The sequence below is a fragment of the Ottowia sp. genome, from assembly GCF_035444425.1.
Classification (GTDB): Bacteria; Pseudomonadota; Gammaproteobacteria; order Burkholderiales; family Burkholderiaceae_C; genus Ottowia.
Genome location: NZ_DAOMOQ010000002.1, coordinates 93,143 through 106,714 on the forward strand (window position 1 = coordinate 93,143; position 13,572 = coordinate 106,714).

The window sequence follows — 13,572 nt, forward strand, 5'->3', positions numbered from 1 at the left end:
TGGACCCCATTGCCATGACCGACCGCTACGCCGCCCTCGATGCCTGGATCGACCAGCATTTCGACGAACAAGTGCAGTTCCTGCAGCAGCTGGTGCGCGTGCCTACCGACACGCCGCCCGGCAACAACGCGCCGCACGCCGAGAAGACCGCCGAGCTGATCAAGGCCTGGGGCTTCGAGGCCGAGCACCACGCGGTGCCCGAGCAGCAGGTGCGCGACTACGGCATGCAGAGCATCACCAACCTGATCGTGCGCCGGCCCTACGGCGACGGCGGGCGCACCATCGCGCTGAACGCGCACGGCGACGTGGTGCCGCCCGGCGACGGCTGGACCCATGACCCCTACGGCGCCGAGGTGCTGGACGGCAAGATGTACGGCCGCGCCACCGCGGTCAGCAAGAGCGACTTCTCGACCTTCACCTTCGCCGTGCGCGCGCTGGAGGCCGTTGCCAGGCCGACGCGCGGCACGGTCGAGTTGCACTTCACCTACGACGAGGAGTTCGGCGGCCTGCTCGGCCCCGGCTGGCTGCTCGAGCAGGGCCTGACCAGCCCCGACCTGATGATCGCCGCCGGCTTCAGCTATGAGGTGGTGACCGCGCACAACGGCTGCCTGCAGATGGAGGTCACGGTGCACGGCAAGATGGCGCACGCCGCCGTGCCGCACACCGGCATCGACGCGCTGCACGGTGCGGTCGCGATCATGAACGCACTGTTCGACGAGAACCGCCAGTATCAACAGGTGACGTCGCAGGTGCCGGGCATCAAGCACCCCTACCTCAACATCGGCCGCATCGAGGGCGGCACCAACACCAACGTGATTCCGGGCAAGGTGGTGTTCAAGCTGGACCGCCGCATGATTCCGGAAGAAAAGCCGGCCGAGGTCGAGGCCCACATCCGTGCCGTCATCACCGAGGCCGCGCGCGCCTTCAACCAAGGCCGCCAGGACGAGGGCATCACGGTCGAGATCAAGCGCCTGCTGCTGGCCAACGCGATGACCCCGCTGGCCGGCAACGCGCCGCTGGTGGACGCCATCCAGAAGCACGGCGAGACGGTGTTCGGCGCCAGGCCGCCTGCCGTCGGCACCCCTCTCTACACCGACGTTCGCCTGTACGTCGAGCGCGGCATTCCGGGCGTGATCTACGGTGCCGGCCCGCGCACGGTGCTGGAGAGCCACGCGAAACGCTCGGACGAGCGCGTCGAGCTGGAGGACCTGCGCCGTGCCACCAAGGTGGTGGCGCGCACGCTGTCCGACCTGCTGGCCTGAACCACGATCCTTTCCCTTCGATCGGCGCCAAGACCGACCTTTCCCCAGGAGACAAACCATGAGCACAAGCACCGTCCATCCGGTTGACGAAGTATTGCCGACCGGAAAGCTGGCGGCACTCGGCCTGCAACACGTGCTGGTGATGTACGCCGGCGCGATCGCCGTGCCACTGATCGTCGGCCGCGCGCTGAAGCTGAGCCCGGACGAGGTCGCGCTGCTGATCTCGGCCGACCTGTTCTGCTGCGGGCTGGCGACGCTGATCCAGTCGTTCGGCGCCACCCAGTGGTTCGGCATCAAGCTGCCGGTGGTGATGGGCGTCACCTTCGCCTCGGTCGGGCCGATGGTGGCGATCGCCAACAGCGCGCCCGGCACCGACGGCGCGCGCATGCTGTTCGGCGCCATCATCGGCGCCGGCATCATCTCGATCCTGATCGCGCCACTGGTCAGCCGCATGCTGCGCTTCTTCCCGCCGGTGGTCACCGGCACCATCATCGCGGTGATCGGGATCGACCTGATGCGCGTCGGGATCAACTGGATCTTCGGCAACCCGGTCGGCCCGACGGCGCCGCTGGTGGTGTCGCCCGAGCACAGCGAATGGCTGAGCCACGTGCGCAGCGCCGCCGCCGCCGGCGCCGAGGGCTTCCCGCCGGTGCCGCAGGGCGTCGCGCTGGCGCCCAGCATGCCGAACCCGCGCTACGCCTCGCTCAGCGGCATCGGCATCTCGGCCATCGTGCTGGCCTCGATCCTGCTGGTGGCCAAGTTCGGCAAGGGCTTCCTGGCCAACATCTCGGTGCTGCTGGGCATCATCGTCGGCGGCGTGGTCGCCACCATGACCGGCGCGATGAACTTCGACAAGGTCGCCAAGGCGCACTGGTTCGACGTCGTGCTGCCGTTCCACTTCGGTGTGCCGATCTTCGATCCGGTGATGGTGCTGACCATGGTGCTGGTGATGATCGTGGTGATGATCGAATCGACCGGCATGTTCCTGGCGCTGGGCGAGATGACCGACACCAAGATCGACCAGCCGGCGCTGGCGCGCGGCCTGCGCACCGACGGCCTGGGCACGCTGATCGGCGGCATCTTCAACACCTTCCCCTACACCAGCTTCTCGCAGAACGTGGGCCTGGTGGCGGTCACCGGCGTCAAGAGCCGCTTCGTCTGCGTCGCCGCCGGCATCATCCTGATCGTGCTCGGCCTGCTGCCGAAGATGGCGGCGCTGGTGGAGTCACTGCCGACCGTGGTGCTGGGCGGTGCCGGCCTGGTGATGTTCGGCATGGTCGCCGCCACGGGCATCCGCATCCTGGGCGGCGTCGACTTCATGAACAACCGCCACAACGCACTGATCGTGGCGATCTCGATCGGCTTCGGCATGATCCCGCTGATCGCGCCGCGCTACTCGCAGTGGCTGCCGCACGCGATCCACCCGCTGATCGAATCCGGCATCCTGCTGGCCTCGATCATGGCGGTGCTGCTGAACCTGTACTTCAACGGCGCCAAGGGCGACACCAGCGCGGCGATCCGCGCCGCCAAGCAGGCCGAGGCGCACTGACCGGGCGCCCGATGCCCAACTGAAAAAGCCGGCCCAGGGGCCGGCTTTTTCATGCGCGCTCGCCGCGCCGGCAACTGCCGCTTACTTGTCGACCGAGCCGACCACGAAGGTCACGTTCATGTTGACGCGGTACTCGGTGATCTTGCCGTGCTCGATGACGACCTTCTGCTCCTTGATCCAGGCGCCCCGGACCTGGTCGATGGTGTCGGCGGCGCGGCCGATGCCGCTGAGGATGGCGTCCTCGAAGCTCTTGCTGCTGGATGCGCTGATTTCAATGACTTTGGCGACGGTCATGGTGTGACTCCTTCTGGGTTGGCGGCCTTGGCAGGCCGGTGGGTGAAAACACATTGACCTTAGGCCGCGCCCGGCGGCTGCCGTGTGGGCGCCGGCCTGATGCCGGCGTCAGCCAAAGCGCCATGCGCTCTTATGCTGAATTGGCATATATCAACAACAAAGTATTGGTTTGTTTTGGCATAACCCGCCGGTACAGTCGCCCAGACCTGAAGCGGCGCGCGGCGCCGTGGCCCGAGTCTGAAACCCACGCGACGATGTACCAGTACACCGATTTCGACCAAGAGTTCGTGCGCCTGCGCGCACAGCAGTTCCGCGACCAGCTCGAACGCTGGCAGCGCGGTGAGCTGACCGACGAGCAGCTGCTGCCGCTGCGCCTGCAGAACGGCTGGTACATCCAGCGCTACGCGCCGATGGCCCGGATCGCCGTGCCCTACGGCGAGATCAACAGCGCCCAGCTGCGCATGCTGGCGCGCATCGCGCGCGAGTACGACCGCCCCGACCCCGAGTTGCTGGCGCATGCTCAGCGCACGCAGGACGCACTGCAGGCCTCACAGCCCGGCCTGACGCTGGCGGCGCCGCCTTTGAGGTATGGCTACGGCCACTTCACCACCCGCACCAACGTGCAGTTCAACTGGATTCCGCTCACCAAGGCGGCCGACGTGATGGCGCTGCTGGCCAGCGTGCAGATGCACGGCATCCAGACCAGCGGCAACGCGATCCGCAACATCACCTGCGAGGCGCTGGCCGGCATCGCACCCGACGAGATCCTCGACACCCGCCCGTTCGCCGAGATCCTGCGCCAGTGGAGCACGCTGCACCCCGAGTTCGCCTTCCTGCCGCGCAAGTTCAAGATCGCCTTCAACGGCGCTGACGAAGACCGCGCCGCCATCGGCTGGTACGACATCGGCCTGCAGGCGCGCCGCGACCAGGCCGGCGCGGCCGGCTTCACGGTCCGGGTCGGCGGCGGCATGGGCCGCACGCCATTGATCGGCCCGGTGGTGCGCGAGTTCCTGCCCTGGGACCAGCTGCTGAACTACGTCGAGGCCATCGTGCGCGTCTACAACCGCTACGGCCGGCGCGACAACAAGTGGAAGGCGCGCATCAAGATCCTGGTCAAGGCCGAGGGCCAGCGCTTCATCGACGAGGTCGAGACCGAGTACCAAGCCATTGTCGAGCAGGACGGCGCGCCGCACACCATCACGCCGGCCGAGCTCGGGCGTGTCAAGGCCTGCTTCGTGGTGCCGCCGCTGCGCCCGGCCGGCATCCCGAGCCGGATCAACATCGCCGGCCAGGATTACCAGCGCTGGCTGAAGCAGAACGTGGGCGCGCACCGGGTGCACGAGCTGTGCGTGGTCACGCTGTCGTTCAAGCGCCCGGGCTGGGCGCCGGGCGATGCCAACGCCGACACGCTGGAGGCGCTGGCCGAACTGGCCGAGGTGTTCAGCGCCGGCGAGGCGCGCCTGACGCACGAGCAGAACCTGCTGCTGCCCTGGGTCCACGCCAGCGACCTGGCAGCGCTGTACGAGCGCACCCGCGCGCTCGGTCTGGCCCAGCCCAACATCGGCCTGGTGACCGACATGATCGTCTGCCCCGGCGGCGACTTCTGCTCGCTCGCCAACGCGCGCTCGCTGCCGATCGCCGCGGCGCTGACGGCGCGCTTCCAGAACCTCGACGAGGTCACCGACCTGGGCCCGATCGACCTGCACATGAGCGGCTGCATCAATTCCTGCGGCCACCACCACAGCGGCCACATCGGCATCCTCGGCGTCGACAAGGACGGCAAGGAGTGGTATCAGGTCACGCTCGGCGGCAGCGACGGCTCGCAGCTGTCCGGCCCGGCGACGCCGGGCAAGGTGGTCGGCCCCTCGTTCTCGGCCGCCGAGGTGCCGGGCGTGGTCGACGCCATCCTCGCCACCTACCGCCGCCTGCGCGGAGGTCCCCGGGAACACTTCATCGACACCCTGCGCCGGGTCGGCCACGAGCCGTTCAAGCAGGCCGCCAACGGCGCACGGCTGGACCCGGAGCGCCGCAGCCCGACCCGGACCGAGGAAGCAGCGGCCTAGGAAACCAGGACACCGACATGAAACTCATCCCCCACCCAGACCACAGACAGGACGCCGACACGCCGGGCGTGCTGCGCATCGCCAACGACGCCGACCTCGCCGCGCTGGCGGCCCAGGGCGCGTTCGAGGGCGTCGCCCGCATCGAGCTGGAATTCCCCGTGTTCACCGATGGCCGCGCCTTCAGCCAGGCGGTTCTGCTGCGGCGGCGCTACGGCTTCCGCGGCGAGCTGCGCGCCACCGGCGACGTGCTGATCGACCAGCTGGTGCAGATGCAGCGCAGCGGCTTCAGCAGCGCGGTGCTGGCCGAAGGCCTCGATGCCGGCGCCGCCGAGCGCCAGTTCACGCGCTATGCCGCCTTCTACCAGGGCGACGTGCTGCAGCCGCGCCCGCTGTTCGCGCGCAACGACGAACGGGTGGCGGCATGAACGCACCGGTGCGATTTCCCAGCGATCCGGCGCCGCGGGCGTCGGCGATCGAGCTGCACGCCCGCCCCTCGCCCGAGTTCGAGGCCAGGCTGCGCGAGACCGTGGTCACGCTGCTCAAGGCGGCGGCCACCGGCCCGGTGTCGCAGGCCAGCAGCCTGGGCGCCGAGGACATGGTGATCACGCACCTGATCAACGCGCACCAGTTGCCGATCGGCATCTTCGTGCTCGACACCGGCCTGCTGCACGCCGAGACGCTGGCGCTGCTGGAACAGTTGAAGGCGCAGCAGGCGGCACATCCTTACGCGCCACTCACCGTGTACCAGCCGGTGCCCGAGGCGGCGGCCGAGTTCGTCGCGCGCGAAGGCGCCGACGCCATGTACAAGAGCATCGCGCTGCGCAAGGCCTGCTGCGCCATCCGCAAGCTCGAGCCCCTGAACCGCGCGCTGGCCGGCAAGAAGGCCTGGATCACCGGCCTGCGGCGCGAGCAGTCGGGCGCGCGCGCCGACGTGCCGCTGGTCGACCGCTCCGAGCAGGACAACCGCGGCCTGCTGAAATACAACCCGCTCGCCGGCTGGAGCTGGGGCGACGTCTGGCACTACATCGCCACCCGCGCCGTGCCCTACAACCCGCTGCACGACCAGTTCTACCCCAGCATCGGCTGCGCGCCCTGCACCCGCGCCATCGCCCTGGGCGAGGACTTCCGCGCCGGGCGCTGGTGGTGGGAGGACGAGACCGCGAAGGAATGCGGCCTGCACGTCCGTCAGAACCCGGGAGTGGCCGCATGAACGCGCGCACCGAACCCCGTTTGCTGCAGCCCGCGCACGGCCGGCAACTGAGCCACGCGCATCTCGACGCCCTGGAAGAAGAGACCATCTTCATCCTGCGCGAGGTCGCCGCCGCCTTCGAGCGCCCTGCGCTGCTGTTTTCCGGCGGCAAGGATTCGCTGGTGCTGCTGAAGTGCGCCGAGAAGGCATTCGGCGCGGGCAGGATCCCGTATCCGTTGCTGATGATCGACACCGGCCACAACTTCCCCGAAGTGACCGACTTCCGCGACCAGCGCGCCGCCGAACTGCAGGCGCGGCTGATCGTGCGCGGCGTCGAGGCCAGCATGGCGCGCGGCACGGTGCGCCTGTCGCACGCGGGCGAGAGCCGCAACGCGCACCAGTCGGTGACGCTGCTGGAGGCGATCGAGGAATTCCGCTTCGACGCCCTGATCGGCGGCGCCCGGCGCGACGAGGAGAAGGCGCGCGCCAAGGAGCGCATCTTCAGCCACCGCGACGGTTTCGGGCAGTGGCAACCGAAGGCGCAGCGGCCCGAGCTGTGGACGCTGTTCAACACGCGCCTGGCCAGCGGCGAGCATTTCCGCGTGTTCCCGATCAGCAACTGGACCGAACTCGACATCTGGCAGTACATCGAGCGCGAGCAGATCGCCCTGCCCTCGATCTACTACGCCCACCGGCGCGAGGTGATCGAGCGCCGCGGCCTGCTGGTGCCGGTGACGCCATTGACACCACCGAAGGACGGCGAGCAGGTCAGCACCCGCAGCGTGCGCTTTCGCACCGTCGGCGACATCACCTGCACCTGCCCGGTCGAAAGCGACGCCGCCACCCCCGCCCAGATCGTCATCGAGACCCTGGCCGCCGAGGTCAGCGAACGCGGCGCCACGCGCATGGACGACAAGACGTCGGACGCGTCGATGGAATCGCGCAAGCGAGATGGATATTTCTGAGATCGTCGACGGAACGCAGAGGCACGGAGACACAAGGGTACTCAGAGGCTTTCTCGCTTCCTTTCTCCGTGCCTCGGTGCCCCCGTGTTCCGTTTCTGCATCGAATCCACCATGACCACCCTTGATTCCATCACCACGAGCGACACCCGAACCGCCCTGCGCTTCATCACCTGCGGCAGCGTCGACGACGGCAAGAGCACGCTGATCGGCCGCCTGCTGGTCGACAGCCGGGCGGTGCTGCAGGACCAGCTGGCCGGCATCGCCCGCGGTGCCGGCGCCGACCTAGCGCTGCTGACCGACGGCCTGCAGGCCGAGCGCGAGCAGGGCATCACCATCGACGTGGCCTGGCGCTACTTCAACACCGCGACGCGCAAGTTCATCATCGGCGATGCGCCGGGGCACGAGCAGTACACGCGCAACATGGTCACCGCCGCCTCGCAGGCCGACGCCGCGGTGGTGCTGGTCGACGCCACCAAGCTCGACTGGCCCCGCGCCGACGTCAGCCTGCTGCCGCAGACGCGGCGCCACGCGCTGCTGCTGCAGCTGCTGCGCGTGCCCTCGATCGTGTTCGCCGTCAACAAGCTCGACGCCGTGGCCGATCCGGCGCTGGCCTACCGGCACATCGGCGGTGCGCTGCAGGCCTTCGCCGAGCAGGCCGGCATCGCGGCGGTCGCCACCGTGCCGGTGTCGGCGCTGCAGGGCTGGAACGTGGTCGACGCCGGCCCGCGCGATCCGCACTGGTGCGGCCATGCCGGACCGACGCTGCTGGAAATCCTGCAGCGCCTACCGGTCACGCCGCGCGAAACCGGCCTGCCGCTGGCCTTCCCGGTGCAGTGGGTGGAGAAATTCCCGTCGTCGAGCGACACCAGCCAGGGCCGCCGCGTGTTCTGGGGCCGCGTGGCCACCGGCCGCGTCGCCGCCGGCACGCCGGTGCAGCTGCTGCCGAGCGGCCAGCAGGCGCTGGTGGCGCAGGTGCTCGACCACGCGCGCGCACCCGGAGCGATCGCCGCCGGGCACAGCGCCGGCATCGTGCTCGACCGTGAGCTGGATGTCTCGCGCGGCGACTGGATCGTCGCCGCGCCGGCGCCCGCAACGGCCATCGACGATTTCGACGATGCGCCGCCGACGCCCGCATGGTCGACCACAAGCGAACTCGCGGTCACCATCGCCTGGCTCGACGACGAGCCGCTGGTCGCCGGCCGCGTGTACTGGGCGCTGCACGGCCACCGCTGGGTCAAGGCCCGGGTGCGCCGCGTGGTGGAGCGCCTGGACATCCAGACCCTGGCGCGCGAGCCGGCCGCACAACTCGAACCCAACGCCATCGGCCGTGTCGAGCTGGCGTTGCAGGAAGCGATCCCAGCCACCGCTTTCGCACGCAGCCGCACGCTCGGTTCGCTGATCCTGGTCGATACCGCCAGCCACCGGACGGCGGGTGCCGTTCTGCTGAACTGAGCGTGCGACCGCACGCCGTGCCGCAAGCCCTGCTGACCTTCCGCCATTGGATTGGCTGGCCGCAAGCAAACACCTAAAATTGCAAGTTTTCGCCGACGCCTTGGCACTGCATCACGCGAAGCGCATTTCAAGCTCACTCGAAGTCGCTATACACCATGACCCACGTTGTCACCGAAGCCTGCATCCGCTGCAAATACACCGATTGTGTGGACGTCTGCCCCGTCGACTGCTTTCTGGAAGGACCCAACTTCCTCACCATCGATCCCGACGAGTGCATCGACTGCGCGGTCTGCATCCCGGAATGCCCGGTCAACGCGATCTACGCGGAAGAAGACCTGCCCAAGGACCAGTTGCACATGACCGCCATCAACGCCGAGCTGGTCAAGTCGCCCAACTTCAAGACGCTGACCAAGCGCAAGGCGCCGCTGCCGGATCACGAGGACTGGGCCAACAAGACCGGCAAGCTGAAAGAGCTGATCCGCTGAGCGCCCGCCGCTGACATCCGCTCGCCGCGACCTGGGCAGCAGCCGGCTGCTGCCCAGGTCGCTTTCTTTTGGCTGCTTGGCCAGGCGCGGCCGAAGCGGCGTTGCCCGCGCATTTCCCGGCTGCGCTTGATCTGCGTCACATCGCGCCAGCCTGCTTTACACGCCGGTCACAAAGCTTTCAGCTTGGGTTCAGATGGCTTGCCCAGAATAGCTTCACGGCATCCACAGTGCGGCGATTCATCGCCAAGGAGAGTCCGCCATGAAACCCATTCGATCCCTGTCCTGCGTCCCGCTGCTCCTGTCGGCCAGCCTGCTCGCCTGGCCGGCCCTGGCCGAAGACGACTGTGAGGCGCCGGTGCGCGAGTGGCAGTCGCGCGATGCGGTGATGCAGATGGCGGCCCAGCAGGGCTGGCTGGTGCAGCACCTGAAGATCGACGACGGCTGCTACGAGATTCGCGGGCGCGACGCCCAGGGCCAGCTCTTCAAGGCCCGGATCGACCCGCGCACGCTCGGCATCGTGAAGCTGAGGCGGCGCGGCGACGGCGAGGGGCCGGAGCGCGAGCGCCGCCGCCTGCGCGGCCAGACCGAATGACCCATCCGAGAAGGAAACCACCATGTCCAAACCATTGATGACCACCCTCGCCGCCGCCGTGGCGCTGGCCCTGCCCGCCATGGCTCAGGCCCGCTCGGTCACACTGACCACCCAGCTGAAGAACTACGGCGGCGACGGCGCCTACCTGGCCGTCTACCTGACCGATGCCAAGGGCGCCTACGTGCGCACCCTGTGGGTGGCTGGCGGCAAGGCCAAGTACTACAAGCACCTGGCCGACTGGAACCGCCTGTCGGCCGCCGACGGCAAGCGGTTGCAGGGCGTCACCGGCGCCAGCGTCGGCGCCGGCCGCACGCTGAAAGTGACGGCCGACCTGGCCGACGCGCTGATCGACGCCGGCTACGAGATCCGCATCGACGCCGCCGCCGAGGACATGCGCGACAGCCCGTCCGAGATCCGCGTGCCCCTGAGCGCCGACAACGCCGGCAAGCCGCACGCCGGCAAGCAGTACATCCAGTCGCTCAGCTACCAGCTGCAGTAAGCACGACAAGAAAGGCGTCCTGATGGTCTGGAGGCAGATCCACCGCTGGCTGGGACTGGTGGCCGGCGCGCTGGCGCTGGTGGTCGGCATCACCGGCACGGTGCTGGCCATCGATCCGCTAATCTCGGCCTGGCAGGCCAGCCCGGCGCCGGTCGAGCTGCCGGTCGCCACCCTGGCCGAGCGCGTGTCGGGCACCATCCCCGGCGCGGAAGAAATCCGCCGCCTGCCGGCAGGCGACATCGTGGTGTTCTCGTTCGACGGCAACCAGGCCCGGGCCGACCGCATCGATCCCGCCGACGGGCGCGTGCTGGGTGACTACCAGCCCTCGGCCCTGTTCCGCTGGTTCAAGAACCTGCACCGCTCCTTCCTGCTGGGCGATGCCGGCCGCGTCACGGCGGCCGTGGTGGCGCTAGCCATGCTGCTGCTGGCCGTCTCCGGTCTGGTGCTGCTGCAGCGCCGCCAGGGCGGCTGGCGCAAGCTGTTTTCCCGCGCCCGCGGCACCCTGCTGCAGCGCCTCCACGTCATCGCCGGGCAGCTGCTGGTGGCGGTGCTGGGCCTGTCCTCGATCACCGCGCTGTACATGAGCGCGGTCACCTTCGGCCTGGTGAGCGTCGACGCGGACGCCGACCCCAACGTGGTCTCCACCGTCGTTAGCAGCACGCCCATCGCCTTGCCGGCGGCCCAGCTGCAGTTGCTGCAGCAGGTCAAGGTAGGGGAGCTGCGCAAGCTGAACTTCCCCGCCGCCGACGATCCGGACGACACCTGGCGCGTCACCACCGGGCAGGGCCAGGGCTGGATCGACCGCTATTCCGGCCAGACGCTGGACTGGCACGACGCCACCCTGGCGCAGCGCCTGCAGGACTGGGCCATGGTGCTGCACACCGGCGAGAGCGCCTGGGCGTGGGCGCTGGTGCTCGGCCTGGCGACCCTGAGCATCCCGCTGTTCTGGGTCACCGGCCTGCTGCTGTGGCTGCAGGCGCGCCGCCTGGTACCCCGCATCGCCGACAACAGCGCGTTGCCGCAAGCCGACACGCTGATCTTCGTCGCCAGCGAGAACGGCAGCACCTGGGGTTTCGCCGAGGCGCTGCACACGGCCCTGGTGCACGCCGGCCACCGCGTGCACACCAGCGGCCTGGAGCGCTTCCGCGCCGGCGCGGCGGCGCGGCAGGTCTTCGTGCTGGCCGCCACCTACGGCGACGGCCAGGCCCCGGCCCATGCGGCGCGCGCGCTGGATCGCATCGCGCAGGAACCGGCCGGCGCGGCCCGGGTGGCGGTACTGGGCTTCGGCGACCGGCAGTTCACCGCCTTCTGCGCCTATGCGGAAGCGGTCGAGCAGGCCCTGCGCACCCGCGGCTGGCCGCAGCTGCTGCCGCTGGAGCGCATCCACCAGCAGTCGGCGCAGGAGTTCGCGCGCTGGGGCAAGGCCGTGGCGCAGGCCCTGGGCGAGCCGCTGGCGATCGACTACCGGCCGCGCCTGCCGGCGACGACCGAACTGGAACTGGTGTCGCGCCAGGATTTCCCCGGCGGCGACGACCAGCCGGCGACCATCCTGCGCTTCAGCTGGCCGCAGCTGAGCTGGATCGACCGCCTGCGCGGGCGCGGCCTGCGCCGCTTCGCCGCCGGCGACCTGATCGGCATCGTGCCGCCGGGCTCACCGGTGCCGCGCTTCTACTCGCTGGCCTCCGGCTGGAAGGACGGCTTCGTCGAGATCTGCGTGCGCAAGGTCCAGGGCGGTGTCTGCTCGGGCTACCTGCACGGCCTGCAGCCGGGCGCGCGCATCCAGGCCTTCATCCGGCCCAATTCGGCGTTCGCGCTCGAATCGAGCCGCGCGCCAGTGATGCTGATCGGTGCCGGCACCGGCGTGGCGCCGCTGGCGGGCTTCATCCGCGGCAATACCCGGCGCGCGCCCATGCACCTGTACTACGGCGTGCGCGACCCGGCACTGGACTACTTCTTCGGCCCCGAGATCGAGCAGTGGCTCAAGGACCAGCGGCTGGCCAGCCTGCGCACCACCTTCTCCCGCGTGCCGGAAGGCGGCGGCTACGTGCAGGACGCCCTGCGCCGCGACGCCGACCGGCTGCGCGAACTGGTCTCCGGCGGCGCCGTGGTGCGCGTCTGCGGCAGCCGGCCGATGGCGCAGGGCGCGGCGCAGGCGCTCGACGCGATCCTCTCGACCGTCAACCTGAGCGTGCAGCAACTGAAGGCGCGCGGGCGCTATGCCGAAGACACCTTCTGAGGCGGCGCGGCAGCTGCTGCGCGCCAGCCTGCACGGGCCGACCATGGCCACGCGCTGGTCGGTGCTGTGCGACGTCGATCGGGAACTCGACCAGGCCGCATTGCATGCAGCGCTGGCTGACGCGGTCGATCAGGTCGACCAGCAGATGTCGCTGTGGAAACCCGACAGCGACCTGGTGCGCCTGAACCGCGCCGGGATCGACGAATGGGTGGCGCTGCCGCCCGAGATCATGGAAGTGCTGTCGCGCGCACTCGAGATCGCGCGCCTCTCCGACGGCGCCTTCGATCCCGCCGTCGGCGCGCTGGTCGAGGCCTGGGGCTTCGGCGCCGGGAGCGACACGCCCGATGCCGCCGCCATCCGCGCCGCCAGGCAGTCGGACCGGGGCCCGGCGCACCGGTCACTCGAACTGGACCCGGCTGCCGCCCGCGCCCGCAAGCACGCGCCCATGCAGCTCGACCTGTGCGGCATCGCCAAGGGCTACGGCGTCGATCGGCTGATTGCCGTGCTCAAGGGCCACGGTGTCGCACACGCTCTGGCCGCGCTCGACGGCGAACTGCGCGCGCTCGGCGCCCAGGCGGACAGCCAGCCCTGGGCGGTGGCGGTGGAAAGCCCCGAGCCCGGCCGCCGCGCCGCGCACGGCGTGATCGAACTGGCCGACGTGGCGGTCGCCACCTCGGGCGATTACCGCCGCTGGGTGCAGATCGGTGCAGCGCGCCTGTCGCACACCATGGACGAGCGCCGCGCCGCGCCGGTGAACAACGACGTCGCCTCGGTCACCGTGCTGGCCAGCGACTGCATGAGCGCCGACGCCTGGGCCACCGCCCTGCTGGTCGCGGGCCCTGAGCAGGGCCTGGCGCTGGCGCAGCGCATGGGCCTGGAAGCGCTGTTCCTGCTGCGCCGCGAGCAGCGCTGGGTCGAACTGGGCATCGGACGCTTCGCGCAGCCCGGCACGCCTGCTCGAGTCGCTGACGCGGTGCGGTGACAAG

General features: G+C 69.7%; 13 protein-coding genes. 12 read left to right on the plus strand and 1 reads right to left on the minus strand.

Annotated features, from left to right (window positions below):
- Positions 1–14: 14 nt before the first annotated feature.
- Positions 15–1,262: a M20 family metallopeptidase gene (locus tag PK606_RS01460; protein ID WP_324559812.1), complete on the plus strand. Its 1,248-nt coding sequence runs from the start codon at positions 15–17 to the stop codon at positions 1,260–1,262.
- A 58-nt stretch (positions 1,263–1,320) separates the two neighbouring features.
- Positions 1,321–2,811, plus strand: a complete 1,491-nt coding sequence (locus PK606_RS01465) for a nucleobase:cation symporter-2 family protein (protein ID WP_324559814.1) — start codon at positions 1,321–1,323, stop codon at positions 2,809–2,811.
- Positions 2,812–2,892: 81 nt separating this feature from the next.
- On the opposite strand, the gene PK606_RS01470 is transcribed toward PK606_RS01465, so the two are convergent.
- Complete coding sequence (locus PK606_RS01470) at positions 2,893–3,105, minus strand: dodecin family protein (RefSeq protein WP_324559816.1); 213 nt, start codon at positions 3,103–3,105, stop codon at positions 2,893–2,895.
- Between the two features lie 254 nt (positions 3,106–3,359).
- Between PK606_RS01470 and PK606_RS01475 the strand changes: the two genes are divergently transcribed.
- The 10 genes from PK606_RS01475 to PK606_RS01520 all read left to right on the plus strand — a co-directional run bounded on the left by PK606_RS01475 (position 3,360) and on the right by PK606_RS01520 (position 13,568).
- A complete protein-coding gene (locus PK606_RS01475) occupies positions 3,360–5,168 on the plus strand; it encodes a nitrite/sulfite reductase (protein WP_324559818.1) in 1,809 nt (602 codons plus the stop codon).
- A gap of 17 nt (positions 5,169–5,185) precedes the next feature.
- Positions 5,186–5,593 (plus strand): DUF934 domain-containing protein, encoded by a 408-nt coding sequence (locus PK606_RS01480; protein ID WP_324559820.1) that lies wholly within the window; start codon positions 5,186–5,188, stop codon positions 5,591–5,593.
- The gene (locus PK606_RS01485; RefSeq protein WP_324559822.1) at positions 5,590–6,378 is read left to right on the plus strand and encodes a phosphoadenylyl-sulfate reductase; all 789 of its coding nucleotides are present in this window, start codon (positions 5,590–5,592) and stop codon (positions 6,376–6,378) included. The genes PK606_RS01480 and PK606_RS01485 overlap by 4 nt, the downstream gene beginning before the upstream one ends.
- Positions 6,375–7,322, plus strand: a complete 948-nt coding sequence (gene cysD / locus PK606_RS01490) for a sulfate adenylyltransferase subunit CysD (RefSeq protein ID WP_324559824.1) — start codon at positions 6,375–6,377, stop codon at positions 7,320–7,322. Before PK606_RS01485 ends, cysD begins: the two co-directional genes overlap by 4 nt.
- 111 nt (positions 7,323–7,433) lie before the next feature.
- Positions 7,434–8,774 (plus strand): sulfate adenylyltransferase subunit 1, encoded by a 1,341-nt coding sequence (locus PK606_RS01495; protein ID WP_324559826.1) that lies wholly within the window; start codon positions 7,434–7,436, stop codon positions 8,772–8,774.
- A gap of 155 nt (positions 8,775–8,929) precedes the next feature.
- Complete coding sequence (gene fdxA, locus PK606_RS01500) at positions 8,930–9,259, plus strand: ferredoxin FdxA (RefSeq protein WP_324559828.1); 330 nt, start codon at positions 8,930–8,932, stop codon at positions 9,257–9,259.
- A 259-nt stretch (positions 9,260–9,518) separates the two neighbouring features.
- Entirely contained in the window at positions 9,519–9,851 is a 333-nt protein-coding gene (locus PK606_RS01505) for a PepSY domain-containing protein (protein WP_324559830.1), read from the plus strand.
- Between the two features lie 22 nt (positions 9,852–9,873).
- Positions 9,874–10,350 (plus strand): DUF2271 domain-containing protein, encoded by a 477-nt coding sequence (locus PK606_RS01510; RefSeq protein WP_324559832.1) that lies wholly within the window; start codon positions 9,874–9,876, stop codon positions 10,348–10,350.
- Between the two features lie 22 nt (positions 10,351–10,372).
- A complete protein-coding gene (locus tag PK606_RS01515) occupies positions 10,373–12,586 on the plus strand; it encodes a PepSY domain-containing protein (RefSeq protein WP_324559835.1) in 2,214 nt (737 codons plus the stop codon).
- The gene (locus PK606_RS01520; protein ID WP_324559837.1) at positions 12,567–13,568 is read left to right on the plus strand and encodes an FAD:protein FMN transferase; all 1,002 of its coding nucleotides are present in this window, start codon (positions 12,567–12,569) and stop codon (positions 13,566–13,568) included. The genes PK606_RS01515 and PK606_RS01520 overlap by 20 nt, the downstream gene beginning before the upstream one ends.
- Positions 13,569–13,572 lie beyond the last annotated feature (4 nt).

Bases quoted from the DNA above. Each gene is read 5' to 3' on its own strand.
- PK606_RS01460 (WP_324559812.1), top strand. From the start codon at position 15: ATGACCGACCGCTACGCCGCCCTCGATGCCTGGATCGACCAGCATTTC.
- PK606_RS01465 (WP_324559814.1), top strand. From the start codon at position 1,321: ATGAGCACAAGCACCGTCCATCCGGTTGACGAAGTATTGCCGACCGGA.
- PK606_RS01470 (WP_324559816.1), bottom strand. From the start codon at position 3,105: ATGACCGTCGCCAAAGTCATTGAAATCAGCGCATCCAGCAGCAAGAGC.
- PK606_RS01475 (WP_324559818.1), top strand. From the start codon at position 3,360: ATGTACCAGTACACCGATTTCGACCAAGAGTTCGTGCGCCTGCGCGCA.
- PK606_RS01480 (WP_324559820.1), top strand. From the start codon at position 5,186: ATGAAACTCATCCCCCACCCAGACCACAGACAGGACGCCGACACGCCG.
- PK606_RS01485 (WP_324559822.1), top strand. From the start codon at position 5,590: ATGAACGCACCGGTGCGATTTCCCAGCGATCCGGCGCCGCGGGCGTCG.
- cysD (WP_324559824.1), top strand. From the start codon at position 6,375: ATGAACGCGCGCACCGAACCCCGTTTGCTGCAGCCCGCGCACGGCCGG.
- PK606_RS01495 (WP_324559826.1), top strand. From the start codon at position 7,434: ATGACCACCCTTGATTCCATCACCACGAGCGACACCCGAACCGCCCTG.
- fdxA (WP_324559828.1), top strand. From the start codon at position 8,930: ATGACCCACGTTGTCACCGAAGCCTGCATCCGCTGCAAATACACCGAT.
- PK606_RS01505 (WP_324559830.1), top strand. From the start codon at position 9,519: ATGAAACCCATTCGATCCCTGTCCTGCGTCCCGCTGCTCCTGTCGGCC.
- PK606_RS01510 (WP_324559832.1), top strand. From the start codon at position 9,874: ATGTCCAAACCATTGATGACCACCCTCGCCGCCGCCGTGGCGCTGGCC.
- PK606_RS01515 (WP_324559835.1), top strand. From the start codon at position 10,373: ATGGTCTGGAGGCAGATCCACCGCTGGCTGGGACTGGTGGCCGGCGCG.
- PK606_RS01520 (WP_324559837.1), top strand. From the start codon at position 12,567: ATGCCGAAGACACCTTCTGAGGCGGCGCGGCAGCTGCTGCGCGCCAGC.